Source organism: Duganella sp. LjRoot269 (assembly GCF_964254095.1).
Taxonomy (GTDB): Bacteria; Pseudomonadota; Gammaproteobacteria; order Burkholderiales; family Burkholderiaceae_D; genus Rugamonas; species Rugamonas hordei.
The window spans coordinates 1,873,814-1,899,671 of sequence record NZ_CAXUSL020000001.1 but is presented as its reverse complement, the minus strand read 5'-3'; the positions used below and the strand labels follow the sequence as shown (position 1 = coordinate 1,899,671).

Genomic DNA, 25,858 nt, shown 5'->3' with positions numbered 1-25,858 from the left:
TGGCCGCCGGCTAGTCGCCCACCACGATATCGATGGTGTTCTCCAGCCAGATGCCAAGGTTGGGAGTGCGGGCACGCTGGCCGGCCGGCCCCAGCTCCTCCGGCGGATGGAACTTGGTGCCGATGGGGACGATCGCGTTCAGGAACGAGATGTCACCCGGCGGAAAATCGATGTGAGTGGCCTTGGGCTCGGAGCCCGCGCCGCTCGCTTCCGTCGGTGTGAACATGCGCAACGCGATGTCGTCGCTGTGGTTGATGAAGGTTAGCGGCAGGTTCTTCGTCGCCAGCTGCGCCCAATACACCTTGTCGTGGAAGCCCTTGAATTCCGGGTAATTCCATGACAGGCCGGATACCGTGTCGTTGTAGGCTTTCTGCCAGACGTCGAATTCCACGCCCTGCGTGCGGTTCTTCCAGACGCGGTAAGGTCCCTTGCCGAGCCAGCGCATGGAGTTCACCTGCGTTTCGGGATAATCGAAGCTGACGCCCAGCGCATCGACAGGCTTGCCGCCTTCCATCTGATAAGCGTAGTTCACGCTCAACGTGCCGGACGCGTCCAGGCGCCACTTCACCTTGCGCAGGTTGCCGGTATATTCGGCCTGCACGACGACGGCGTCGCCGTCACGGCTGGCCTGGATGCTCTTCAGTACGGCCTTGCCGGCGACCAGGCGTGGGCCGTTGGTCAGCGGCGCGACGATGCCGCCCTTTTTCAGCTCCCGCAGATAACCGGTGGATTTATCGATGGCGACGCTCAGTTGGCCGGCCCGCATTACAAAGCCATCCGCCAACTCCGCGACCTCGGCCCCCGCCGACTGTGTCACGGGAGCTTGCGCCGGCAGCATGCGCTGGGCGACCTGCGCGGCGCTGGCGATCATCCACGACCACGTGTAGATCTCCCGTCCCTCGCTGTCGGCCGCCGTGAAGTACAGCGCGTCCTGTTGCGCCCAATCCTTGGGCAAGGCCATGCTGGCGTAACCACGCATGCCGGCTGCCACATCGGGCGCCTTGACGGCGCCTTGCGCCACCACCGTATGTCCGGGTTCGCGGCCGAACTTCGCCAGCTTCCAGCTCAGCTTCAACTGATTCAGGTTACGGAAATCGTAGCGGTTCTCCAGCACGATCTTGCCGTCGAACGTGGGCGGCAGGTATGACAACTCCCCCATCGGCAGATACACCGGCGACCAGATCTTCTTGATCGCAAAGAAGCTGCCCTCTTTCTCACGGTACGGCCCGAGTACGCCGTCCGGCGCCTGGTTGCCCGCCACGTCGATAGCACCGCCCTTGTCGCCGCGCACGATGCCCTCGTCGACAAACGCCCAGATAAAGCCTCCGGCGCTCAAAGGATTCGCGAGCATCGCGTTCCACCAGTCGTTCAAGCTCGCGCCCGCGCCGCCGTCGTACAGGCCATGCAGGAACTCGGTCGGCATGAACACGTCGCGGCCATGGAACAGGGAGGTCGCGCAGCAGTCGTAGCTTGGATAGTGCGCCGTGTCGATGCCGCCGAAGTTCTCCCACGGATGTATCACCGGCCGCCGCTGCGCATCCCACTTCGGATACAGCGCGTCCAGGTCGCGATTGAAGCCGCCCTCATTGCCGTTGGCCCAAAGGATGACCGAAGGATGATGCTGGTCGCGCTGTACCAGTTCCTTCACCAGCGGCGTGGCGACATCGGTGTCGTAGGATTTCTGCCAGCCGGTCAGCTCGTCGATGACATACAGGCCCAGCTCATCGGCCACGTCGAGGAAATGCGCATCCGGCGGGTAGTGCGACATGCGCACCGCGTTCATGTTCATTTCCTTCATCAGCTTCGCGTCCTGGTAGCTCAGCTCCTTGCTGGTGGTGCGGCCGGATGTCGGCCAGATCGAGTGCCGGTTCGAACCTTTCAGGCGCACCTTGCTGCCGTTGACGTACAGGCCGTCGCGCGGACGCAGCTCTATCGTGCGGAAGCCTATGACCTTGCTCACTTCATGCACCACGCGCTTCCCGCTGAGCAGCTGGAAGCGTACCTGATAGCGTTGTGGATACTCGGCCGACCACGGAATGACGTGATCGACATGGCCGTGCAGATGCGCCTGCCCTGCCACAACCTCCGCGTTGATCTCCTTGCCGAGAGCTTTGCCGTCAAGCGTCGTGACGCGGGCGGTGACTTTGCCGTCCGCTTGACCGGCCAGGAACACGTCGGCATCGAAGTCGCCGGTGTGGCGCGCATCCAGACTCACGCGTTCGATATTGTGCTGCGGCTTGGCCTCCAGCCATACCGGCCGGTAGATCCCGCTGAACAGCCAGAAATCGGCGGTACGCTCGGCGCGGTTGACCGACTCGTTGGCGGAGAAGCGATTGACCGTTACCTCCAGCTGGTTCAACTCACCGACCTTCAGCAGTTTGGAGACGTCGTAACGAAACTCATAGAATCCGCCCTGATGCACCGGTCCCGCCGGCTGGCCGTTGATCTGGACCAGCGTATCGGTCATCGCAGCGCCGAACACGATGTCGATCTGTTTTCCTTGCCAAGCCGCCGGCACATTGAATTTGTAGCGGTAGATGCCGGTCGTATCGGGCGCCGGATCCTTTTGCCAGTCGCAGTAGTAGCGGTAGGTGCCGTAGCCTTCCATCTCCCAGTTCGACGGCACCGGGATGGTCTTCCATGCACCGCTATTGCGCCCTCCGTTGACGAAGAACTCCCAATCCACGCGGTGGTCCTTGTCTGTGCCGCTCAGGTACTGTACCCGCGTCGGCTCCGCAAAAGCAAAGCTGCCGGCTGCCAGCAACAGGCAGCACAGCGCGCCGCGTATCACAGCGCGCCCCCCAGGCGTTTGCTCTCGCCGACCTTCAGGTTCAGGGGAATGACCTTGTCGCCGTAGCGCACCTTGCCGGCGCCGGATCCGGCGGTGCGGCGTATCGTGGCGGAGGTCAGCTTGCCGCCGGCCCAGGCCAGGTCGACTTCGTAGCCGCCGCGCGCCTGCAGGCCCTTGACCGAGCCGGCCGGCCACGCCGACGGCAGCGCCGGCAGCAGATGCAGTTCGCCGGTCTGCGACTGCAGCAGCATCTCGCAGATGGCGGCGACGGCGCCGAAATTGCCGTCGATCTGGAACGGAGGGTGCGCGTCGAACATGTTCGGGTAGGTGCCGCCGGCGTTGTTGTTCTCGCTGCCCTTGCTGCCCTGCTGCGCCGCGCGCGCGCCCGGCTTGGCCAGCTGGCCGCGCAGCATCTTGTAGGCATGATCGCCATCCAGCAGGCGCGCCCAGTAAGCGGTCTTCCATGCCATCGACCAACCGGTACCTGCGTCGCCGCGCCCTTCGAGCGACTTGCGCGCGGCGGCCGCCAGTTCAGGCGTCTTGACCGGAGAAATCTGGCGGCCCGGGTAAAGGCCGAACAGGTGCGAGACGTGGCGATGCGTATCGCCCGGCGTATCCAGTACCGGATCCTTCTTCTCGTCCATCCATTCCAGCAGCTGCCCCCAGCTGCCGACGCGCGGCGCGGCCAGCTTGTCGCGCATGGCTGCGATCTCGTTGCGGAAAGCCTGGTCGTCGCCCAGTGCGTCCGCCGCTTCCACGGTGTTGTTGAACAGGTCCCAGATAATCTCCTGATCATAGGTGACGCCGTCCTCGATCGGACCATGTTCCGGCGACCAGCCCAGCGGCGCCACCAGGCGGCCGTCCGGCAGCTGCTTCAGGTAGTCCTGCCAGAAGTGCACCGCTTCCTTCATCATCGGATAGGCCACGTTGCGCAGGAAGGTCTTGTCCTGCGTGTAGGCATAGTGTTCCCAGAAGTGTTGGGCATACCAGGCATTGCCGGTCTTGTTCCATACATAGCGCATGCCGCCGAAAGGATTCGACTCGGTGCGCACGGTCCAGCCGCGCACCGGCTTGCCGGCGCTGCTGACAAAAGTCTCCTCGCGCTGTACCGCTTTGCCGCTCAGGTCCGTCGGCGCCATCGGCACGGATTCGGGATGCGCGATCGCCTGCGCCGCCGTGTCGGCAACCAGCTTGCGGTACACCGGCGACACGCCCTGCACAAACGAGAAGAACGGCAACGCGTTCCCCGACAGGTTGGCCGGTTCCGCCGGCCAGTAGTTCATCTGGATGTTGATGTTGGTGTGGTAGTCCGAACTCCATGGCGGCGTCAGGCTGTTGTTCCACAATCCCTGCAGGTTGGCCGGCAGCGTATCGCGCGAGCTGGAGATCAGCAGGTAGCGGCCGAACTGGAAGAACTGCGCTTCCAGGCCGGGATCGTTGCCCTCCGCCGTGTAGGTCTCGATGCGCTGGTCTGTCGTCAGCGCCGCGCGTGCAGGTGTAGCTGCGCCGAAGTCCACGTTCATGCGGTTGAACTGCGCGCGGAAGTCCTTCTGGTGCTCCGCCAGCAGCGTCGCCCACGGACGCGCCGCCGCGCTGACTTGCGCAGTCACGAGCGGCAGCGGAGGTTCGCCCTGGAACTTCTTCGCTGCATCCAGCACGTAGCTGGTGCCCGCGCCGATGATCAGCGTAACGGCGTCGCAGTCCTTGAAGGTGATCTTGTTCCCGTCCAGCGCAATGGCGCCGCCTTCGTTCAACACTTGCACCTGGCTGGCATAGTTCATCGCATTGGGCAGCGAGCCGGTAGCGACGATGCGGTTGCCCAGCGCGTCGATCTTCGCGTCGTGCATGTCGGTCAGCTCTATCGATCCGGTGTACTGCCCGCGCTTGCTGGCGCTCAAGCGCATCGCAATCACCTGCGCCGGGTAGCTGGCGAAGGCTTCGCGCTTGAACTTAACGCCGCCATGCGTGTAGCTGACGCTGTGCAGGCTCTGGCCTATGTCCAGCCGGCGCGCGTAATCGGTGGTGGCCTGCTCGTGGCCCGGCAGATTGATGTAGACGTCGCCGAACGCCTGGTACGCGCCCAGCGCCTTGTCGTCGCCGGTCCACAACGTGATGTCGTTGAACTGGATGCGCTCGCGCGCCAACTGCCCAAAGATCATCGCGCCTATGCGGCCATTGCCGATGGGGAGCGCCTCCCGCTCCCATCCCTGCGCGGTGTCCGGGGCCGGCCTGTTGTAGCGTAGCGTCAGGTCTGCGGCCGAAGCGGTAACGGCCACCAGCGTCAAGGCGACTAGGAAGGCGGCCACATAGACCGCGGCGCGCAGGAGTCGGTTCATTTGGGCGTTATCTGGATCAGTACGACGTCGTTCACCCGCATGGCCACCTTCAGGCTGGCGGTACCGGATTTGAGGACGCGCAGGTTGCGCAGTTCCGCGCGGTCCGTGGTCTTCGCCTGCAACTGCTGCAGCTGCGCGGCGTTCAGCATCTTCGGCGATCCCATTTCCAGGTAGGCGGTATGCGCATCGTTGGCCTTGAAGCCGGTGCGCTGGATGCTGACCGCGTAGGCGCCAGGTTTGAAGCCTTTCAGCTCAAGGCTCAGCGCCTTGCCCGGGGTGGTCGGGAACACCGTGGTATAGAACGGCCGGTTGCTCTTTTCCTGCTTCGGCGTCTGGAAATCCCAGGCCAGCACCTGCACGCCGCGGCCGTCGCGCGCGACGTAGCTTTGCGCATCCGATGTTTTCAGCTCGGTATCGCCCAGCTGGTTCAGGTACTTGTACGCGAACCAGCTGGGCTTGCGCACGCCCTGCGGATTCATCAGGCCAAAGCCGCCTTCGAAGGGCGCGGTCGGCGGACCTGGTTCCTCGAACAAGTCGCTGTAGGTCCAGTAGCTCATGCCTTGCGCGAGCCCTTCGGTGGCTTTGAGCTTGCTCAGGATATAAGGCGCGCTGACATAGGAATCGTGCACCGGATCGCGCGGCGTGTAGCTGGTGCTCCACTCGGTGAAGTACAGCGGCAGGCCGGCCCTGCCGGCGTCCGTGATTTGCTGGCGCACATTGCGCACGTCGCCGACGATGGCGTCCGGCGACGGCGACAACTTGGTGTCGCTTTGGCCCTTCTCGTCAAGGAAACCGCCATCGACGCCATAGGTATGCGTGGTGATGAAATCGACCGGAGCACCGGAAGCCTTGGTATGCGCCAGGAACTCCGGCACCCAGGCCGCGCCGGCGGTCGACGGGCCACCGACCTTCAGTTCCGGATCGAAGCTCTTGATGGTGCGCGCGGTCAGGTCGTACAGGCCGAAGTAAGCCTGCTGGTCGGCCTTTTCCCAGAAGCCGTCGAGGTTAGGCTCGTTCCATACTTCGAAGTACCAGGAACGCACTTCTTCCCTGCCGTAGCGCTGCTCGATGTGGCGCACGAAGGCGTCCACCAGCGCCGCCCATTTCTGCGGATCGGGGTGGGAAGTGTTGCCCTTCCAGTAGAAGATGCTCAGGTCCGAGCTGCGCATCGCCAGCGGCGTGAAGCCCAGCTCCACAAAGGGCTTGATGCCGATCTTCAGCAGGCGGTCGTACAGATAGTCCAGCTTCGACCAGTCATACACGCCCTTGCCGTCGACTTCCTTGTACGTCCCCAGCACGTCGTGAAAAATGGCGTGGAAGCGGATGTAGCGGAATCCCAGTTCATCCTTGGCGATCTTGAGCTGGGCCAGGCTGTCGTCGCGTATCAACGTGCCCGGATAGTCGGAGCCGACCGACAGATCGGCGAAGCGGTCGCGCGGCGCCGAAGCGCCGCCCAGATCGACGGGGATGCGGCGGACATCGGCGGCGGCGGCGGCCACCGATGTTCCCAACGCCAGCAGCAAAGGTAGTACTGTTTTCAGTTTCATGCTCAACGCTTTACGGTAATGGCCTTGCCTTCGTAGCTGACGACCTTGTCGGCCGCGTCGAAGTCATCCGAACTCGATACGCCGGCCTTGATGAAGCGCACCTTGAACTGGCGCTTGGCCACCATGCCCTTGTACTGGCCGGCGCGTTCGCCGATGGTGACGGCGCCGGTCTTGTCGTTGTAGCTCAACGGGATGCGGCTGAACTCACCGCGCTGGTAGGCGTTCGTCACGCCGTCATCCTCGTACAGGCTGAATTTGCCGTCGGCGCCGGTGTAGATATTGAGCGTGAGCGGCGCGTCCGGCTTCTCGTCCACGTACTGCGTCACAGGGCCCATCGGCAGGATCGCGCCGGCCTTTACCAGCAGCGGCATGCGGATCTCCGGCGCGTTGATCGACGCCGTGGTGCCGCCCTTGTACAGCTGGCCGGTGTAGAAGTCATACCAGTTCGCGCCCTTCGGCATGTACACGCTGCGCTCGCGCGCGCCGTAGACATACACCGGAGCGACCATCATGTTGTGGCCGAACAGGTACTGGTCCTTGATGTCCTTGACCGCCTCGTCCTGCGGGAAGTCCATCACCAGGCCGCGCATGATGGCGCCGGATTCGTAATGGATATCCGCCGCGGCCGAATAAATATAAGGCATCAGGCGATAGCGCAGCTTGTCGTACCAGACCATCGAATCGCGCATCGGCGAACCGGCCGGCGAGATTTCGTGGATCTCGCGCTTGACCACCTCGCCGTGGGAACGGAACAGCGGCGAGAACGCGCCGAACTGGAACCAGCGCAGATTCAGCTCGCGCCATTCCTTCATGTCCTCCTCGCTGCCCTTGGCGGCGCCGGTGTCGCGGTTCTCCTGCGCCGAGCCGACATCGCCGAACTGGTAGCGGGTTTCCTGCGCATAGCCGCCGATATCGTGCGTCCAGTTCGGGATGCCCGACATCGAGATGCTGACGCCAGCCGATATCTGGTCGTACAGGTTGTTCCAGCGGCTGGCCGTATCGCCGCTCCACACTGCAGCCGCGTTGCGCTGGATGCCGGCGAAGCCCGAACGCGACAGGATGAACTGGCGCGTGTCCGGCTGGTCCTTCTTCAGTCCCTGATAGAAGCCCTCCGTATGCACCAGGCTATACGGATTGAAGGTGATCTCGCCGCCGCCATACACGGTCGGTCCGACCAGTTTCTTGAAGTCGGCAGGACGGGTGTTGGACAGCACGTCCGGTTCGGTGTTGTCCATCCACCAGGCGTCGAAGCCCAGGTCCACCAGTTTCGGCTTCATCTGGCGATAGTAGATATCGCGCGCTTCCTTGGTGTACGGATCGTAGTGGCTGTTCTTGTAGCCGGGGCCTACCCAGTCGAGGGCGCCGTCTTCGACGTTCTTGGTCCACATGTGGCCCTTGGCCGCAAGTTCCTTGTAGTTGGCGGTATTCGAGTAGAACTTGCCCCAGATCGAAATCATGATGCGGGCGTTGGCCTTGTGGACTTCATCCACCATCGCTTTCGGATTCGGGAAACGGACCGGGTCGAAATCGTGCGAGCCCCACTGGTCCTGCGGCCAGTAGAACCAGTCCTGCACCATGTTATCGACCGGCCAGCCCTGCTTGCGGTATTCGCGCAGCACGCCCAGCAGCTGCTCCTGCGTTTCATAGCGCTGGCGCGACTGCCAGAAACCGTAGGCCCACTTCGGCATCATCGGCGCCTGTCCCGTCAGGTGGCGGTAGCCGGCGATGACGTTGTCGATGCTCTCGCCGTTGATGACGTAGTAGTCGATGCCCTGCGCGACTTCCGACGAGAAGGTCAGCGAGTGGCGCTCGGCGTCCGGCAACGGATCGTTATGCGTGATCGCGACCATGCCGCCGGTCGGCTTCCATTCCAGGTGCAGCTTGACCGGCTTGTTGGCCTCGAACTTGACCTCGAAATTGTGGTACCACGGGTTCCAGCCCTGGCGCCACACGTCCATCACCTGCTTGCCGTCCAGGCTCAGCGTCGCATAGTCCGACGAGTACAGCTGCATCTTGTGCACGCCCGGCTTGTCGCTGCTCAGCGTCGCATCCCAGACGACCTTCACGCCGGTGGCCTTCTTCGGATCGCCCAGCTCCTTCGGCCAGTTCTCGGCCACGTCCTTCAGATACTGGTAGGAGATGTCCTTCTCCTGGCGCGTCAGCACCAGTTTGTCATTGACGTAGTAGCGCGCCGTCAAGCCGCCCGGCTTGCCCTCGTCGTCGACCAGTTTCAGGTCGCGGCTCAGGTAACCGTAAGGCTTGGCGTTGCCGAAGCGCGAGATGGCGTTGTTGTCCCACAGGACGCCGTAGTTCTTGTCCGAGACGACGAAAGGCACGGCGATCGCCATGTTGTGCTGCATGAGCAGCACGTCCTCGCCGTTGAGGTTCATCTGATGGTTCTGGTGCTGGCCCAGGCCGTAGTAGGCGTCCTTGGTGCCGTGGTTGAAGCCTTCCTTGATGGCGAGGAAAGGCTTGCCGTCGACGTCGACCGGCGCCATGCTTTCCGAGGCCTGGCTCAGGAAGGCCTTGCCGGCCGCATTGAAGAATTGAACCTGGCCGGTCGCCAGCGACACCGCCACCGAAATCTTCTTCGCCTTCAGCGTGACCTTGTCCTTGCCCGAAGCGGCGACTTTGAAGTTACCGCTAACAGGAGCAGCCACGGTCATCAGCGATGGCGTCAGCGTCTTGCCGGCCTGGTCGAGCTTCACCACGTGGATGATGTTATCGCCCATGACTTCCAGCCGCACCTCTTTGGCGGCGCCGCTGTCGGGCTTGACCACCACGCCGGTGGCGGTTTTTTCAAACGTGCCGGCCGACGCGTGGCCGGCCATCATCACCGCCAGGCACGAAGCCGCCGGCACCATCGATTTGAATCGCATTCTTTCTCCTGTTATTTTTAGTACGTACCCATTTTGACTTTGAGAACCACCGGATTGCCGGTCAGGTTCAAGCCATAATCCGTCTGGTCGCCATTCCAGTTGCGCTCCATGATCCACTTGCCCGACGCATCGAAGTAGCCTTCCTCCACGCGCGCCAGCATCGACGGCTTGCCGTCGGCGCTGCCGAAACTCACCCGCGCGTGCTGGCCCACGACGATAAATTCATTGTCGCCGATTTGCGCGATCGAGACGCCGCCATTGGGCTGCTCGGTATTGGCCGGCATGTCCTTCACCTTGGCCAGCCATTCCGCATCGCCGAACTGCCACAGGCGGAAACTGACGGTGGCGTCCCAGTTCTTCATCTTGATCGTTTGCGGCTTGCGGTCGTCGCCCTCGGCCACGCCGTGCGTGCGGCCCTCGAACGCCCACTTGGCCCACTGCCGCTCCATCGGCCGGAACGCCGCGTAGATTTTACCGAAAGGCTCGACCATGGTCTTGTCGACGGCCTTGGAGCCGAGCGGGAAGTTGCTGTAGTCGGCGTAGTCGATGCCGAACGGCGAGAAGGCCAGCGAACCGCGGCCCAGCACCAGGTAGGCATAGCGCACGTAATTGGCGGCGTTGCTCATCTCCGGCAGCATCAGCGGATTGTCGGCGCGCTGGAAGCGGTCCAGCGTGGCGGTGAATTTGTCCGACTCGGGTCCGTAGATGTCCGGCGCGGCGATGTCGATATGCGGCGCGGCGGCCTTGTAGATATCGATGACGTCGTAGGTCGGGCCGCCGCTGGCGAAGTTGCCCTTCCACGGCATGACCGGCGATTCCAGCGGATCACGCAACGCGTTGTTGACGTACATCGGCAGGTTGTAGACGGCGCGGCCGGCCTTGGCGATTTCCTCGATATAGCTGGCGATCGAGTAGGCGTGGAAGTATTCGTCGGCGTAGTCGCCGTAGACCTGCTTCCAGGTTCCCGACGCGGCCAGCGTCGGCTTCTTGTGATCGAGCACGGCTTGCGGCACCTTCTGCTCGAACGCCGCCTGCGCCTTCGGCGCGAAATCGCGCACGAAACCGTAGGTGCCGACTTCATTCTCGACCTGCATCATGATCACGGTGCGCTGCGCCGTATCGACCTTCTTGATATGTTCCATCAGCGCGACAAAGGCCTTCTTGTCGGCCTTCATCGTTTCCTCGCTGTTCGGGGACAGGCAGTAGATCGTCTTGCCGTCCTTGTCCACCATGCGCGGGAAGCGCTTGTTATCGAACTTGACCCATTCCGGCGTGTACTGCGGGCCGGTGTTCTTCCAGGTGCCGAACCACAGCAGCACCAGGCGCATCTTGTTCTCGCGCGCCTGGGCCAGCAGGGTGTCGACATAGCTGAAATCGAACTTGCCCTCGACCGGCTCGATCTGTTCCCATGCGACCGGGATTTCGAGGGTGTTGGCGTGCATGTCCTTCAGCGCCGGCCAGACCTTCTTCAAGGCCAGCGGATAATTGCTTGAATTGTGCGCCTGGGCGCCGAACATCACAAACGGCGCGCCATCGACCATCAGGGCGTGGCGGCCATCCTTCTTCACAATCTGCGGCAAATCGGCGGCCGCCGCACCAGCTGCGGCCATCAAAAAACTCATGGAGGTAACAAGCTGGCGGGCGGTGTGCTTCATCTGGTTAAAGCCTTTCGTGATTTAGAAGTCGTAGCTCAGTTTTGCCACCACGCGACGGCCGGTCTTGAACCATGCGCGGCCCATCATACCGATATTTTGCTGCATCAGCTGCTTGTAGGTCGAGTCGGTCAGGTTCTGCGCTTCCAGACCCAGTTGCAGCTTGTCGGTGAACTTGTAGAACATCGACGCGTCGAGCTGGCCGTAAGAGTCGGACCAGGTAGGCAGGCCCCATGCGACGTTGGTCTGGCCGTAGGTCGGGCTGGCAGGATTGGTATCCAGACCGTCCGTACCCTGGGTGCCGTTGACGTTGACCGCCTGCAGCGCCTTCGAACGCCAGTTGTAAGCCAGTCGAGCCGAGATCGGGCCTTTATCGTACAGCAGCGCGAGGTTATACGTCTGGCGCGACAGGTTTTCCAGCGGCAGATCGCCGAAGGTGGTGCCGTTGGTGTCGCAGCCGTTCAGGTTCAGGTTGACGTTGTCCGCGGTGTTCCCGCCGGTGCAGTACTTCTGATACACAGGCTTGTACAGATCGCGCTTGCTGTCGACGAAGGTGAAGTTGGCTTGTACGCCCAGGCCGGACCATACGCCTGGCAGCTTGTCGAAGTACTGCTGGAAGGCCAGCTCGAAGCCGCGGGCATAACCCTTGGCGCCGTTGACCGGACCGGTGACCGTGAAGTCGTGCTGTTTGCCGGCGGTGTCAGGCAGCTGCACCACGTAGGTCTGGTTGACCACGATGTCTTTCAGGCGCTTGTTGAACACCGTCGCGGTGAACGAACCGGTAGGCGCGAAGTACCACTCCATGGTCGCGTCGAGCTGCTTGGAGGTGGTCGGACGCAGCAGCGGGTTGCCGGTGCCGGTACCGGTCAGGCTGACGCTGTTGACGGTGGTGACGCCGGTGGCGGTATTGGTCGAGGTGTTGGCCGTTTCCGACAGCGTGGTGTAACCCTGCAGCTGCGTGAAGTCCGGACGCGACAGCGCCGATGCGGCGGCGAAGCGGAACTGCAGCGTGTCGGTCGCTTTCAGGCGCAGGTTCAGGCTAGGCAGGAAGTTGTGGTAGTCGTTCTCGTAATCCTTGACCTGGGCGAACGGCAGGATGTTCGGGACCGGCACGCCAACCTGGTTGCCGCCGTTCGGCGCGGTCGAGGTGAACACCGTGTAGCCGCGCGCGCTCGAATCGGTCTTGACGTAGCGCAGGCCGATGTTGCCGTCGATCGGATACTTCAGGTTATCCCAGCCGAAGCGCAACTGGCCATACAGCGCCTTGGTCTTTTCCGACTGGTCGTTGGTGCCGGCATAGTTGTCCGCACCGAAGGTCGCTTGTTTCCACGGGGCGCAGGTGCCGGTAGGATTTTGCTCTTTGCACAGGATGTCGTGGTAGGTGTGCAGCTGCGCGTAGCTGCCCGGGAAGCCTTGCGCCAGCGAGACGTTCGGGAACACCACGGAAGGCACGGACACGCCGCCGTTGAAGAAGTTATTGAACGAGTGCAGGTTGGTATTGCCGCTGAAGCGCGGGTCGCCCAGCGACGCCAGTTTGCTGATATCCCAGCCCACCTGCCATGGCTGGGTGATGGCCGCCCAGTTGTAGCTCGGGTTGGAGTTCTGCGTCACCGCGTCGCGGTCGGTCAGGCGCACACCAAAGCGGAAGTCGCGCAGCACAGGATTATCGAAATCGTACTTGGCGTCGGTGCGCCACGCGGTTTCATTGGCCTTGCTCTGGTCCAGGTGTTCCATGGTGAACGCCCAGTAGTAGTTCTTCGGGTCGGCCAGGTAAGCGCGGTCGGCATCGGTGAACAGGATCTTCGGCACGTTGCCGCTCAGGTCCAGCGTCTCCTTCGGCATCGTGACGCCGGTGGCCACGGTGGAGTCCACGCTGCGGGTGGTGGCCTTGATGTGCTGGACGTCGGTGGTGACGGTCCAGTTGTCATGACGCCAGCGCAGGTTCCACGACAGATCGGTGGTATCGGACTTGCGGTTCGAGGTACGGGTATCGTCGCCGAAATTGATGCCGCCGTCGGTTGGATCGGTCAGGGTGCCGGTCTGCAGCGCGCCTTTGGAATTGAAGGTGGCGTCAGGCGAAACCTTGATGTTGTAGGGGCTGGACTGGGCAAAGATCGCCTGCTCGTCCCACTGCATTTCGTACTTCGACTTGAAGTAGGTCAGGGAACTGGCCCAGTCGTCCTTCTTCCATTGCAGCGCGCCGTATGCGCCTTCGCGCTTGCGGTTGAATTCCAGCGTACGCCATTGCGCGCCTTTCGGTACGTAGACGGTATTGCCCTTGGCGTCTTTCAGCGGATAGTAAGGCTCGACCTGGAAGGCGTCGGTACGGGTGCCGCTTTCCGAGTAGGCCAGGTCCAGCAAGGCGCCGATTTCACCGAGCGGGGTTTTCCAGCGGTTCGACACCAGGCCCGAAGCCGATGGCGAGGTCTTGCCCTTCTTCAGTTCCGACCAGGTGCGGTCGGCCGAGACGGAGGCCTTGAAGCCCTTGTAGTCGAACGGCATGGCGGTGCGCAGATTCACCAGGCCGCCGACGGCGCCTTCGACCTGCTCCGCCGATGGGTTCTTGTAGATGTCAACGCCGGCCACCAGTTCCGGCGGCACGTCCTCGAAGTTCAGCGAGCGGCCGCCGTTGGCGGAGAACGAATCGCGGCCGTTCAATTCGGAGCGCACATAGCTCAGGCCACGGATCGATACGCCCGAACCTTCGACCGAGAAGTGCTCCGGGTCGCCCTTGGACATCGTGCGGTCGATGGTCACGCCGACGACGCGCTGCAGCACCTCGGTCACCGAACGGTCGGGCAGCTTGCCCATATCTTCGGCGACGATCGAGTCGACGATCTCGTCGGAATTCTGTTTGATCTTCTGTGCCGACTGCAGCGCAGCGCGCTGGCCGGTCACGATCACCGCCACCGGTTCGGTCGTCGGGGCGTCGGTCTTGGCGGGCGCGGTTGCGGTTTGTGCATACACCACTGTGCCGGACATCATTGCCATCACGCCCAGCGCGATCCCGGTTTTATTGAACTGTTTCATCTACACTCTCCAGAGTTATACGAATATTTCATGGCTCGTTGGCCATTTGTTATGGGTGCTAGTTACCTGCTTGTGGTTATTCAGTAGGGAAGCGCAGGGCGAATCTGCCCGCGGGCGCGAAATGGCGCTGGTAGTCGGTCTTCATTGATCTGGTCTCGCTCGTCGTTTTTTTATCGTGATGGCGGTTCTGGCGGGGCGCCGGGCCATCCGATGCTATGAGACCATTTTGCAAGTTACCCCTCATGGCCGCAATTGCGAAATTCACCAACGCCGAGAATGATAATGGCCAAGCGTAGCGTGCATCCGACAGGGCATGCAGCATAAAGGCGCGCGGCCCGGCGATGCGGGCCGCGCGCAGGCGGGACTGGAGGATGTGGCGCGGCTTACTTGATGCCGAGTTGCGCTTTGGTGTAGAAGCCGTCGGTGACGACCAGGTCGATGTTGGCCTTGGTCAGCGCCGTCGGTTTGAGCAGCAGCGTATCGACTTGTTTAAAGCCGTTCTGATACTGGGAATTGTAGGCCGGCTTCTCGCCGCGCACCAGCTGGATGGACAGCCGGGCCGCTTCCGAGGCGATCAGCTTGAGCGGCTTGTAGACGGTCATCGTCTGCGAACCGGCGAGCACACGCTTGACGGCCGCCAGGTCGGAGTCCTGGCCGGAGACGGCCACTTTGCCGTCCAGCTTTTGCGCCGCCAGCGCCTGGATCGCGCCGCCGGCGGTGGCGTCGTTCGACGCGACCACGGCGTCGATCTTGTTGCCGTTGGCGGTCAGCGCGTTTTCGATGATGGACATCGCCTCGGACGGGCTCCAGTCCTTGACCCACTGCTTGCCGACGATCTTGATATCGCCCTTGTCGACCAGCGGCTGCAGCACCTTCAGCTGGCCTTCGCGCAGCATCTTGGCGTTGTTGTCGGTCGGCGCGCCGCCCAGCAGATAGAAATTACCCTTGGGCTTCACCGCCACCACGCCCTGCGCCTGCATCTCGCCGACCATCTTGTTATCGAAGGAGATGTAGGCGTCGATGTCCGCGTTGAGGATCAGGCGGTCGTACGAAACGACTTTGATTTTCGCCTTCTTCGCTTCGCGGATGGCGTTGTTCAGCACCGTGGCGTTGAAGGGAACGATGACCAGCACGTCCACGCCGCGCGAGATCAGGTTCTCGATCTGGGCGATCTGGCGCTGCTCGCTGGCGTCGGCCGATTGCACGAACACCTTGGCGCCCTGCTGCTCGGCGGCGGCGACGAAGTAGTCGCGGTCGCGCGCCCAGCGCTCCAGGCGCAAGTCATCGATCGAGAAGCCGATCTTTGGATTCTTGGCGTCGGCCATGGCGTTGCCGCCGGCGCACGCCATCATGACGGCGATGGCCGCCGCGCTGAGTAATTTCTTCATTGATTCCGTCTCCTGTTGGCCTGGGTCTGAGCCCCAACAGCATATTAGCTTATCCAGCTATCAAGCGCCGTACCAACCGGCGTCGACGAAATATTCGCGGCCGCTGCAGCGGCCGGCCGCATCGGAGGCCAGGAACAGGGTCAGCGCCGCCACGTCCTCCACCTCCACGCGCTGCGGCAGGCACTGGCCGGCCAGGATGCGCGCCTCCTCCTCCGGCGTATGCCACAGGGCTTCCTGGCGCGGCGTGCGCACGGCGCCGGGAATGATGCTGTTGACGCGGATGTTGTGCGGACCAAGATCGCGGGCCAGGCCGCGCGTCATGCCTTCGATGGCCGCCTTGGCCGTCATGTAGAGGGTCAGCTCCGGCAAGGCCAGGTGCCACGAGATCGAACCGAAGTTCAGGATCACGCCGCCGCCCTGCTCGCGCATGCCGGGCACCACCGCCTGGGCGCAGAAATAATGATGGCGCAGGTTGACCGCCATGCGGTTGTCCCAATAGCCCTGACTCACATTACCCACCTTGTGGCGGTCGTCGTTGGCGGCGTTGTTGATCAGGATGTCGACCGGGCCGATGTCGGCGAACACCGACGCCACCTTGTCGAGATTCGTCAGGTCGCAGCGGATGTAGCTTGGCGGCGTGGGCAGGATGGAAAGCGCGGCCTGCAGCGCGAACGATTCCTGCTCCGCGATGTCCAGGAAGTGGACGCGGGCGCCCTGGCGCGCAAACGCCTCGACGATGCCGGCGCCGATGCCGCTGCCGCCGCCGGTGACGACGACACGCTTGCCGGCCAGGCCGGGGTAAATTGCATTGATATTTTTTTCCAAGGTCTTATCTCCAGGCAAACTGCGTGGAGGATTCTGACCCGATTCACCAGTGACGGCAATTATGAAACTCACCAATCCCGATCATGATTTAGGCGACGCTGCGCAGATCCGTCACAGTCGCGCCGTCGCCTTTGGGCGCGCAGTTGAGCATCGCCCGGTCCTGGTAGGCGCGCGGCGTGCAGCCCAGCTCCCGCTTGAACACCGCGTGCATGTACTGCACCGACGTGAAGCCGCAGCTGAGCGCCACGTCGGAGATGCTGCGTTCGCCGCGCGCCAGGATATCGGTGGCGGCGTCCAGCTTGAAGCGCAGGATCACGTCGTGCACGCTGCAATCGAGCTCCTGGCGGAAGTACGACTCCAGCGACGAGCGCGAGATGCCGACATACTCGGCCACCTGGTGCGTCTTGATGCCCTGGCAGGCGTACTGGCGGATGAAGTGGCGCGCCCGCATCACGTGCGGGTGCTTCGGCGTTTCGTGGCGGGTCGAGGTCAGCACGTTGATGCCGACCGGCGGCACCAGGATGCGCGTGCCGGCCAGGCGCACGCCGTGCAGCATCTGGTCCAGCAGGTGCGCGGCGGTGCGGCCCATCTCCTGCGCGCCCTGGATCACGGAGCTGAGCGGAATGCGCGTCAGCATGCGCGCCAGCGGGTCGTTGTCGATGCCGATCAGCGACACCTGCTCCGGCACCTCGATGCCGGCCATGATGCAGGCCTGCAGCAGCTGGCGCGCGCGGGCGTCGGTGACGGCGATGATGCCGACCGGCTTCGGCAGGCTGTGCAGCCACTTGATCTGCTGCTCCACCGCCTCGTCCCACGACGGCGCGCTGGTGCCCAGGCCGCGGTAGATCTGCGGCTCCATCATGTCCTTGCGCATCAGCGTGCGGAAGGCGGTTTCGCGCTCCTGCGCCCAGCGGTTTTCCTGCGCTTCCGGCTGGCTGAACATGGCGAAATGGCGCAGCCCGGCCTCGATCAGGTGATCGTGGGCCATCTTGATCAGCTTGAAATTGTCGGTGGCGACGTAGGGGATGGAGCCGGGATAGTCGGCCTCCCTGGCGTAGGAGCCGCCGACCGCCACCACCGGAATGCGGCTGCGCTCCAGTGCGGAGGCCACGGCCGGGTCGTCGAAGTCGGCGATGATGCCGTCGCCCTGCCAATGCTCGATGCCGGGCAGGCGCAGGCGGAAGTCTTCCTCCAGGAATAAATCCCAGGATGCACGGGTGCTGCTCAGATGAGACGCGATGCCTGCAATGACTTCACGATCAAAAATCTTGTTTGCATTAAACAGCAGCGCAATCCGATGTGACTTCTTCTGCATTTTTCATCCTACCTCGGTCAGGAAAGCACTGGATATTGTGCATGCCTACGAGAAAATACAGGAATGAAAAAAACGCAATCAGCTATATGAATTTTTTATAGGAGACGTTGCGGACGGCCAACAACGATGCCCCGGCCGGCCGTGCTCATAAAGACAACACCGAAGGTATTGGCGTCGCCGACGACGAACTGGGCGTCGCCGGGGCCGCCGTATTGATGGGCGTCGTCGTTGACGCGCAGCCAGCTGGCGCCGGTGTCGGTCGAGCGGAACAGGCCGCGCACCCCGCCCACCGAGCCCCAGATGTAGACGGCCGGATAGCCGGCGCCCGGCGCGGCCTTGCCGAAGCCGACCGCCGCCGCATAGCCGACGTTGCCCAGGTTGGCGAAACTGGCGCCGGAATCGGTGGAACGGGCCAGGCCGCCATCGTACAGCGCGACCCAGACATCCCCTTCCCGGCCCGGCGCCGCGCGCACCACCTTCGAGCCATGGGCCGACGCCAGGCCGCCCGCCGGCGCGAAACTGGCGCCGCCGTCGCCGCTTACCAGCATTTTGGCGCCGCTCAGGGCGTAGAACTTGCGCGGGTTGACCGGATCGGCGACCGGACGGCCGCCGTCCAGTCCCTTGACGGCGCTCCAGCTGTCGCCGGCGTCGGCCGAGTAGTAGCTGACGGCGGATTTTGCCGGGCTGTGCACGATGACCTTGCCGTCCGCGCTGAGGGCCAGCTGGCCCTGTTTGCCTTTCAGGCTGGCGGTTTTCTTCCAGCTGACGCCCATGTCGCCGGACAGGTACATCTCGCCGCCGACCCGCGCCACCACCTTGGGATTGCCGGCGGCATAGTCCAGGCCCCAGGTGGTGCCCATGGTCGGCGTGTGGATGGGCGCGTATTGCGTGACGTCGGTATGGCGGAAGCCGTCGTAGTCGCCGATGGCCGAGATGGCCGGGCCGCCGGGTATGCTGATCATGTTCAGCGGCACGGATTCCTCCAGGCCCGCGTCCTCGAACTTCCACACCGCCGGCGCGGCGTGGATATCGGTGGACTTGAAGATGCCGTTGCCGGAAACGACCATGACGGTGTTGGTGTCGAACGGATCGAACTCGATGCTGGCGGTCCAGTGGATGAAGCTGCCGGCGATCCAGCTGACGCCGTTGGCGTCGATCCGCACGCCCTGGTCGACGATGCTTTTCCAGCTCTGGCCGCCGTCCAGCGTCTCGAAGAACTTGTCGCCCATGGTATGGGGCTGGCCGTAGTAGCTGATGGTGGAGACGATCATGCGGTCCGGGTTGCCGGGATCGACGGTGATGCCGGCATAGGCGCGGTTCAGCGGCGGCGAGATGTTGCTCCACCTGGCGGCGGCGATATCGTACTTCCACACCTGGCCCTGCTCCATGCCCTCGCCGTGCGCCACGTCGCCCCACGGGCCGGCGCCCTGCGCGTAGACCACCACCAGGCTGCCCTTCGCCAGCACCGCGCGCTGCGGCATCAACGCGGTCGGGCCGCCGGCCAGCGCGGTGAAGGTCTTGCCGGCGTCGTTGGACATATACATGTTGGCGCCGACCGAACCGTAGCGCGACACGCCGGCGAAGATGCGCGATGTTTCCCTGTCCTTGTCATTGGCCTTGCCGCCGGCGCTGGCCGGGTCGAGCACCACGAAGCTCACGCCGTTCTTGTTGGGCGTGGTGTCGACCTGCAGGGCATCCAGGTGCCGCCAGGTCAGTCCCTCGTCCACGCTCTTGAACATGCCGTTGGCGCGCGTGCCGACATACAGGATCTTGCCGTTGGCCGGATCGACCTGCAGCTTCTCGCCATTGCCGCGCCCCATGCCGTTGCCGTGTACCTTGAACTGCCCGGTCACGTCGATCTTGGTGAAGGTCTTGCCGTAGTCGCTGGATTTCAGGATCGCGCTGGCGCCGCCGTTCATGTAGGCGATGCCGGTGGACAGGTAGACCTTGGCCGGCGCCCTCGGATCGATCGCGATCGACTCCACGCCCAGCAGGCCGGTTTCCTGGTCCGATACCCAGTCCAGCAAGGGGATCCAGCGCTTGTTGGCGCCGTCCCAGCGGTAGGCGCCGCCGACGTCGGTGCGCGCGTAGATCAGGCCCTTCTCGGTCTTGCTGGTGATGATGCCCGAGACGAAGCCGCTGCCGCCGATGGCCACGTTGCCCCATGCGTAGGATTCGCCGGCGCCCATCAGCCGCTTCAGTTCCGGGGCCATCGACCGGGCCCAGATCTCGTAGCCCTTCTCGTTCGGATGCAGCAGGTCCGGCATGATGTCCTTCGACAGCGTGCCGTCCGGCGTCAGGAATTCCTTGTTGATGTTGAGGAAGAAGACATGCTGGTTGTCGGCAAAGCCCGAGATGATGCCGTTGACCTGCTCATTGATCCGGCGCAGCTCGTCGTCGGGCGTGGCGCCGCGCGGGAAGATCGCCAGCAGCAGGATCTTGGTGTCCGGCAGGCGGCGGCGCAGTTCGTCGATATTGCGCTTGATGCCGATGGCCGTGGTCTTCGGATCCTCGTGGCGATGACCGGTGTTGTTGGTGCCGAACATCAGCACCGCCACCTTCGGCGCGATGCCGTCCACTTCGCCGTGCAGCAGGCGCCACAGCACGTTCTCGGTGCGGTCGCCGCCGAAGCCCAGCGCCAGGCCGTTCATCGGCTTGTAATAGCGCTCCCACACCGGCGCGCCGCTCTTCTCCCAGCCCTCGGTGATGGAATCGCCGATGAAGACCACCTGCGCGCTCTTGCCCAGCGCCTTGGCTTCGGCCAGCTTCTTCTCGTGGCGCGGAGTCCACCAGTCGATAGACCAGGATTCGTTGAGCTTGTCCGGCGTGACCGACACCGTCTTGTAGTCGGGGCAGCTGGCGTTGGGCTTGCCGCTGGCCTGGTAGCGGATGTTGGCCACCGACACCTCGCCGGTGCCGGTGGCGTCAAGCAGGAACGGCCGCGTGATGGCGCTGAGATCGTCACCGTCGTGCACGAAGCAGCTGACCGGGAACACCACGTGCTGCCAGCCCTTGCCCTCCATCGCGCGCGCCGGGATCACGTAGGGCACGTTGCGGCTGCATTTTTCGCCGCAGCCGAGCGCGAAGCTGAGGCCCCCGTGCGACATTTCCTTGACGTTGACGTCCAGCGCCAGCACCCCGCGCGCCAGGTAGGGGCGCAGATCGACCGGCTTGTCGCCTTCCACGCCCAGGCTGGCATACCAGGAGTCCTTGAAGCTCAGGGTCAGTCCCTGGCCGGCCTTGCTCGCGACGACATGGTTGGACGGTATCGTCAGCGACGGCGGGATCACGGCGGTGTCGCCGTCGAGCCGCATGGTCGTCTCGAAGTTCGCCACCGTCACATGCCCCGAATCCAGCGGCTGGCCGGTATAGACTTTCAATTCCTGAGGCGCGGCCGCCAGCGCGGAGGTCGACAATACGGCCAGCGACGCCGCCAGGCGCCAGTTCGGGATTTTCATAGGGGAATGTCTCGCTATTTTGTTATAAGGACATTCTGCAAGCTGCCCTATGGCGCGGCAATTGCGAAATTCACCAAGGGGGGCAATGATTTCAGTCGGGCGTACGGCGCAGCGCAAGCTGGTCCGCTGCGCGTATCTTCGCATCGGGCGCCAGCACGCGGGTGATCACTTTCGGGTTGATGCCCATACCCTGCAAAAACTCCACGGCGCCGGGCGTGCCGATATCCCGCTGCACTTCCAGCGCTTGCCGCACGATGAACTCGAGCGAGTGCCAGCCCGCAGTGTCCGACGTTTGCTGCGCACGCTGGCGTCTGTCGTGAACTGGATTCATGTTGTTTCCTCGTCCGGGACTGGTGGCTGCAATTGTATGTCAGGACGAATCGCGGTGTCGCCCGCAAGAGTCCACTAGTCGCAGCCGAATCGCTCATTGATATGTCTGACGGCTTGCGCAACCCCGTCCTCGAGCGCCATCGCCCTGGCAATGGCTTCCGCCCTGGTTGTCATTTCCGGCGTGTCCTGCACCAGCCTGAGCCGGCCGGCCAACTGCCTGGCTGTCAGGCTGCGCCGTTTGCTTATCCCGCCGGCCACGCCCATGCGCTGCAATTCCCGCCCCCAGTGCTCCTGCTCGCTGATGTGTGCCACCACAACGGATGGCCTGCCGGCAAGCGTGGCCGACTGCGTTGTTCCGGCGCCGCCATGATGGACCACGGCCTGGCATCGCGGGAAGATCAAGTGGTGCGGCCCGCCCGAGACATACAGCACCTGGTCGCTGGACTCGAAGCCGCATTCGCGCCAGCCGGGACTTTGGATAATGGCGCGGCAGCCCGCCGACCTGGCCGCATCGGTAAGCAGGCGCAGCGTTTCGCTCTGGCTGGCCAGGTCGCGCGGCATCCAGCTGCCAAAGGTCATGTAGACCGGCTTCGCGCCGGCGGCCAGGAACGATGCCAGCGTCTCGGGCAAACGCCCCTCCAGTTCGATGTTGGGCATATCCAGGAAACCGCACACTTGCAGCGACGGCGGCCAGTCCGGCTGCCGCTCGCATATCTGCGGGCTGACCGCCGCCAGCGTCAGGTGCGGCGACAGCCAGACTTCCGTCACGATATCCTCCGTCGGACGCATGCCGAGGCGTTTGCGCAGCCTGTTGGGATAATGGCCGGCGGCCCGATGCAGCAGCGTCCTGGTCAGCCACCACAAGGCCCGATTGCCCAGGCGGCCCAAAGGAATCCCCAGCGGATGGTTGAACGCACTCGGGATCGCCGCATGCGACAGCAGCACGCTGACATAGGGCCGGCCGGCTTGCTCGGCCGCGATTTGCAGCGGATGCATGAAGTAGTGGCCGATCAGCAGGTCGGCGTCCGCGCATAGCTCCTGGGCCGCCGCGAACATGGCCTCTTCCGCCGGCGCAAAGCACAGCCGCAGAATTTCGGCCATTTGCGTCATCGGATTGCGCGTATTATAGGCAGTCCGGGCTATCTTTTCGGCCTCGTCCGGCGAGATAGCGGGCGATGCGATCACGCGGATTGTTACGCCGTTCCGCGAAGCGAGTCCTTCATATGCAGCGTTATCGAAACTGGTGATCAACAACGTGATTTCGTGGCCCGCTGCCTGCAGCCCTTCCGCCAGCGCGAGAAACGGCCGGACATCGCCGTGGCTCCCCCATGTCTGCATGCCTATTTTCATGACGTCTCGCGTGATTGCAACAGCGGGGATTGTAGCTTGATCACCAATATTCAGCAGACGCCGGAAGAGAATCGTAGAATAGCGTATCGACCGACTTTCAATCCAACCGAAGAACCCATGACCGACGACCACCCAGCAGCAGCCCAGCCCACCCCGCGCCGTCAGAAAGCCTATCGCGTCAAGCGCTCGACGGTCCACGGCAACGGCGTATTCGCGCAACGCGACATCGTGGCCGGCGACCGCATCATCGAATACAAGGGCCGGCAGATCTCATGGGAAGAGGCGCAGGAACGGGCCGCGCTGCGAGGCGGCCCGCACAACCACACCTTCTACTTCAGCCTGGCTGACGGCGACGTGATCGACGGCGGCGACCACGGCAACGCCGCGCGCCTGATCAACCATTCGTGCGATCCGAACTGCGAGGCGATCGAGGACGAGGGGCGCATCTACATTTACGCGCTGTGCGATATCAAGAGCGGCGAGGAGCTCAGCTATTCGTATCCGCTGATCTACGAAGGCCGCCACACGCCGGCGATCAAGCGCGCCTTCGCCTGCCGCTGCGGCGCGGCCAACTGCACCGGCACGATGCTGGCGCCCAAGCCGAGGAAAAAGAAGCAGCCGGTGGAACGCGAGAAGGAGCTGGAGCCGTTATCGATGGCGGCCAGCGTGGCAGAGGATTCGACAACTCAGGCATTGGTGGTTCCTCAAGGAGAAAAACATGCCGACCAAATACATAGACAACTATGAGATCGAGTTCTCGGCCGAGCCGCTGGAAGGCTGCAGCCAGTGGGGCGCCTACATCGCGGTGTTCGCGCCATCCAGCAATCCCATGCACCGCATAAACCTGCTGCACAAGCACCGCGTGGCGGTGGGCCAGCAACTGGCGGACGAAGCCGCCGCCCACGCCGCCGCCGAGGCTGCGGCGCCGGACATCGTCGCATCGATCAAGACCGGCAAGGCACGACGCCCTTAGCGAGCTCTTGCGGTACTTGCCCATCGGCTGATATTCTTGTCCCAATGCTACTATTGGGATGCCAGCCATGAGCCAGAAAGCCAGAGTCTCCCACCGCCACACGACACGCCATGCGGCAACGCTGACGATGATCGACGAGACCCGCCATGCCGCCAGCACGGTGGACTTGTCGCATGGCGGCGTCAGCCTGCAGACGGACTGCCAGATCAAGCTGGCGCAATACTGCGCCGTCTCGTTCCAGGTGCAACTGGGAGATGCCAGCCACAACGTGCTGGCGATGGGACAAGTGGTCTACAGCGATGCGGATGCCGAACTGGGCTTCAAGACCGGCGTGCAGTTCCTGCGCATCGACGACGCCAGCGTGGACGTCATCAACCGCTTGCTGCAAGCGTAACGGGTGAATCGCCCGCATAAGGCCCATCTTCATCGATGGACATTTTTTTAAATATTTACATAAGCACTTATATAATATGATAGCATAAACGCATGAAACAAGGACTCGGAACCCAATTGCGACACCTCATCGAACTGCTGGACGGCGCGGTCCAGCAAGCCTATGTGGACGCGGGCCTGAACTACCGGCCGCGCTACACGCCGATCATGCGCGCGCTGGTACAGCAAAAGAGCGCAACCATCGGCCAACTGGCCGAGCTGGCCGGCATCACCCAGCCGGCGGCAACGCAAACGGTGGCGCTGATGAAGAAGGAAGGCCTGCTGCTGGTCGCCGCCAGCGGCGAGGATGGCAGGCAGCGCGTGGTGCGCCTGACGCGCCAGGGCGAGGAACTGCTGCCGCATCTGCAGGCGTGCTGGCAAGCGACCAGGCACGCGGCGGACAGCCTGGATGCGGAACTGGATTTCCCCTTGTCCGAGTGCCTGGCGCAAGCCATCGCGGTGCTGGGGCAGCGCTCCTTTGGCGACCGCATCCGCAGCGCAAACAAGAAAGTACGACCAACTCCCTAAGAAAGCGGCTATGGAAAATACTCTGGACATGACAAGCAACAAACCCACCGTGGCATCGCGCGTGATGGCATACCCGCTGGTCCGCATCGTGCTCGGCCTGGTGCTGACCTTTGCGCCGGTGCCGCTGACGATGATCATCGCCTCCAAGCTGGTGGACAAGCCCCACCGCATCGCGTGGCCGCAGCTGCTGGCCGCCGTGCTGGTGTGGTTCGGCTACCGCTACTATGTGCGCCGCATCGAAAAACGCCAGCCGGCCGAGCTGGCGACGCCGGGCATGGCGCGTGAACTGGGTGCCGGCCTGCTGCTCGGCGCAGCGCTTGTGGCGATGACTTTTGCCGTGCTGGCGGCGCTGGGCGTCTACCGCTTCGACGGCGTCAACGCGGTCGGCGTCATGATGCTGCTGCCGCTGGCCGAGCTGCTGCTGGTCGGCATGGCCGAGGAGATGATGTTCCGCGGCGTGATCTTCGGCGTCACCGAGCGCTCGCTGGGCAGCAAGGCCGCCATCGTGATCTCGGCGGCGGTGTTCAGCCTGGGCCACCTGCCGAACGAAGGCGTCTCCTTGCTGGCGATGGGCGCGCTGGCCGCCTATGGCGTGCTGCAGGCCGCGCTCTACATGAAGACACGCCGCCTGTGGGTCTGCATCGGTTCCCACGTCGCATGGAACTACTGCGTCAGCGAAGTGTTCTCGTCGACCGTGTCCGGCCACGCGGCCACCGACGGCCTGCTGCGCGGCGAGCTGGTGGGCAATGCCATGCTGACCGGCGGCGCGTTCGGCGTCGAAGGTTCGCTGATCACCCTGCTGCTGATGACGGCCGCCGCCGCGTTCTGGCTGCACCGCGCCTTGCAGTCTCAACAGGCGCGCATATCGGATTGATGCAACGGAGCCGGGTGCTATGTCCGCTGGCGAACTCATCCTGATCCTACTTTATCAGCGGTATTGCGCTGATATGGTGCACGGTCCGGAGCGGGCATGATGATTACACCGATCGCATTTGAAGGCGACGGAACCCACCCACAATCTGGA

General features: G+C 63.4%; 17 protein-coding genes. 5 read left to right on the top strand and 12 right to left on the bottom strand.

The genetic code is table 11. The features are described 5' to 3' along the window. Window positions 1-10: 10 nt before the first annotated feature. The 12 genes from ACSQ3S_RS08315 to ACSQ3S_RS08260 form a co-directional block, all read right to left on the bottom strand. Window positions 11-2,791: a glycoside hydrolase family 2 TIM barrel-domain containing protein gene (locus ACSQ3S_RS08315; protein WP_436142089.1), complete on the bottom strand. Its 2,781-nt coding sequence runs from the start codon at window positions 2,789-2,791 to the stop codon at window positions 11-13. Continuing rightward, on the bottom strand, window positions 2,788-5,127 hold the full coding sequence (locus ACSQ3S_RS08310) for a glycoside hydrolase family 95 protein (protein ID WP_436142088.1): 2,340 nt from the start codon (window positions 5,125-5,127) through the stop codon (window positions 2,788-2,790). The genes ACSQ3S_RS08315 and ACSQ3S_RS08310 overlap by 4 nt, the downstream gene beginning before the upstream one ends. After that, complete coding sequence (locus tag ACSQ3S_RS08305) at window positions 5,124-6,674, bottom strand: GH39 family glycosyl hydrolase (RefSeq protein ID WP_436142087.1); 1,551 nt, start codon at window positions 6,672-6,674, stop codon at window positions 5,124-5,126. The genes ACSQ3S_RS08310 and ACSQ3S_RS08305 overlap by 4 nt, the downstream gene beginning before the upstream one ends. Window positions 6,675-6,676: 2 nt before the next feature. Further along, complete coding sequence (locus ACSQ3S_RS08300) at window positions 6,677-9,553, bottom strand: TIM-barrel domain-containing protein (protein ID WP_353400360.1); 2,877 nt, start codon at window positions 9,551-9,553, stop codon at window positions 6,677-6,679. 17 nt (window positions 9,554-9,570) lie between these two features. After that, complete coding sequence (locus ACSQ3S_RS08295; protein ID WP_353400357.1) at window positions 9,571-11,163, bottom strand: DUF5597 domain-containing protein; 1,593 nt, start codon at window positions 11,161-11,163, stop codon at window positions 9,571-9,573. A 66-nt stretch (window positions 11,164-11,229) separates the two neighbouring features. Beyond that, window positions 11,230-14,235: a TonB-dependent receptor gene (locus ACSQ3S_RS08290; protein ID WP_436142086.1), complete on the bottom strand. Its 3,006-nt coding sequence runs from the start codon at window positions 14,233-14,235 to the stop codon at window positions 11,230-11,232. Window positions 14,236-14,618: 383 nt separating this feature from the next. Beyond that, window positions 14,619-15,623, bottom strand: coding sequence for a D-xylose ABC transporter substrate-binding protein (gene xylF, locus ACSQ3S_RS08285; protein ID WP_436142085.1), 1,005 nt, complete (start codon window positions 15,621-15,623; stop codon window positions 14,619-14,621). Window positions 15,624-15,683: 60 nt separating this feature from the next. Continuing rightward, entirely contained in the window at window positions 15,684-16,448 is a 765-nt protein-coding gene (locus ACSQ3S_RS08280) for an SDR family NAD(P)-dependent oxidoreductase (protein WP_218088014.1), read from the bottom strand. Between the two features lie 88 nt (window positions 16,449-16,536). Next, window positions 16,537-17,763 (bottom strand): XylR family transcriptional regulator, encoded by a 1,227-nt coding sequence (locus tag ACSQ3S_RS08275; RefSeq protein ID WP_176655637.1) that lies wholly within the window; start codon window positions 17,761-17,763, stop codon window positions 16,537-16,539. A gap of 95 nt (window positions 17,764-17,858) precedes the next feature. Beyond that, window positions 17,859-21,221, bottom strand: a complete 3,363-nt coding sequence (locus ACSQ3S_RS08270; RefSeq protein ID WP_436142084.1) for a GDSL-type esterase/lipase family protein — start codon at window positions 21,219-21,221, stop codon at window positions 17,859-17,861. A 91-nt stretch (window positions 21,222-21,312) separates the two neighbouring features. Then, window positions 21,313-21,552: a hypothetical protein gene (locus tag ACSQ3S_RS08265; RefSeq protein ID WP_176655635.1), complete on the bottom strand. Its 240-nt coding sequence runs from the start codon at window positions 21,550-21,552 to the stop codon at window positions 21,313-21,315. A 74-nt stretch (window positions 21,553-21,626) separates the two neighbouring features. Continuing rightward, on the bottom strand, window positions 21,627-22,901 hold the full coding sequence (locus ACSQ3S_RS08260) for a glycosyltransferase (protein WP_436142083.1): 1,275 nt from the start codon (window positions 22,899-22,901) through the stop codon (window positions 21,627-21,629). A gap of 117 nt (window positions 22,902-23,018) precedes the next feature. On the opposite strand from ACSQ3S_RS08260, the gene ACSQ3S_RS08255 reads away from it, so the two are divergent. From ACSQ3S_RS08255 to ACSQ3S_RS08235, 5 genes are all read left to right on the top strand, one after another. After that, window positions 23,019-23,648 (top strand): SET domain-containing protein, encoded by a 630-nt coding sequence (locus ACSQ3S_RS08255; RefSeq protein WP_436142082.1) that lies wholly within the window; start codon window positions 23,019-23,021, stop codon window positions 23,646-23,648. Continuing rightward, the gene (locus ACSQ3S_RS08250) at window positions 23,620-23,874 is read left to right on the top strand and encodes a hypothetical protein (protein WP_176655632.1); all 255 of its coding nucleotides are present in this window, start codon (window positions 23,620-23,622) and stop codon (window positions 23,872-23,874) included. Before ACSQ3S_RS08255 ends, ACSQ3S_RS08250 begins: the two co-directional genes overlap by 29 nt. Before the next feature lie 67 nt (window positions 23,875-23,941). After that, window positions 23,942-24,268 carry a PilZ domain-containing protein gene (locus ACSQ3S_RS08245; protein WP_436142081.1) on the top strand — a complete coding sequence of 109 codons (327 nt, stop codon included), beginning with the start codon at window positions 23,942-23,944 and terminating at the stop codon, window positions 24,266-24,268. 116 nt (window positions 24,269-24,384) lie between these two features. Continuing rightward, window positions 24,385-24,834, top strand: a complete 450-nt coding sequence (locus tag ACSQ3S_RS08240) for a MarR family winged helix-turn-helix transcriptional regulator (RefSeq protein WP_353400343.1) — start codon at window positions 24,385-24,387, stop codon at window positions 24,832-24,834. A 28-nt stretch (window positions 24,835-24,862) separates the two neighbouring features. After that, complete coding sequence (locus tag ACSQ3S_RS08235; RefSeq protein WP_436142080.1) at window positions 24,863-25,708, top strand: CPBP family intramembrane glutamic endopeptidase; 846 nt, start codon at window positions 24,863-24,865, stop codon at window positions 25,706-25,708. The last annotated feature ends 150 nt before the right edge of the window (window positions 25,709-25,858 follow it).

Excerpts from the sequence above, each read along its gene's own strand:
- ACSQ3S_RS08310 (WP_436142088.1), bottom strand. The coding sequence starts at position 5,127 with ATGAACCGACTCCTGCGCGCCGCGGTCTATGTGGCCGCCTTCCTAGTC.
- ACSQ3S_RS08275 (WP_176655637.1), bottom strand. The coding sequence starts at position 17,763 with ATGCAGAAGAAGTCACATCGGATTGCGCTGCTGTTTAATGCAAACAAG.
- ACSQ3S_RS08305 (WP_436142087.1), bottom strand. The coding sequence starts at position 6,674 with ATGAAACTGAAAACAGTACTACCTTTGCTGCTGGCGTTGGGAACATCG.
- ACSQ3S_RS08300 (WP_353400360.1), bottom strand. The coding sequence starts at position 9,553 with ATGCGATTCAAATCGATGGTGCCGGCGGCTTCGTGCCTGGCGGTGATG.
- ACSQ3S_RS08235 (WP_436142080.1), top strand. The coding sequence starts at position 24,863 with ATGACAAGCAACAAACCCACCGTGGCATCGCGCGTGATGGCATACCCG.
- ACSQ3S_RS08255 (WP_436142082.1), top strand. The coding sequence starts at position 23,019 with ATGACCGACGACCACCCAGCAGCAGCCCAGCCCACCCCGCGCCGTCAG.
- xylF (WP_436142085.1), bottom strand. The coding sequence starts at position 15,623 with ATGAAGAAATTACTCAGCGCGGCGGCCATCGCCGTCATGATGGCGTGC.
- ACSQ3S_RS08290 (WP_436142086.1), bottom strand. The coding sequence starts at position 14,235 with ATGAAACAGTTCAATAAAACCGGGATCGCGCTGGGCGTGATGGCAATG.
- ACSQ3S_RS08265 (WP_176655635.1), bottom strand. The coding sequence starts at position 21,552 with ATGAATCCAGTTCACGACAGACGCCAGCGTGCGCAGCAAACGTCGGAC.
- ACSQ3S_RS08260 (WP_436142083.1), bottom strand. The coding sequence starts at position 22,901 with ATGAAAATAGGCATGCAGACATGGGGGAGCCACGGCGATGTCCGGCCG.
- ACSQ3S_RS08270 (WP_436142084.1), bottom strand. The coding sequence starts at position 21,221 with ATGAAAATCCCGAACTGGCGCCTGGCGGCGTCGCTGGCCGTATTGTCG.
- ACSQ3S_RS08245 (WP_436142081.1), top strand. The coding sequence starts at position 23,942 with ATGAGCCAGAAAGCCAGAGTCTCCCACCGCCACACGACACGCCATGCG.
- ACSQ3S_RS08295 (WP_353400357.1), bottom strand. The coding sequence starts at position 11,163 with ATGGCCGCAGCTGGTGCGGCGGCCGCCGATTTGCCGCAGATTGTGAAG.
- ACSQ3S_RS08250 (WP_176655632.1), top strand. The coding sequence starts at position 23,620 with ATGCCGACCAAATACATAGACAACTATGAGATCGAGTTCTCGGCCGAG.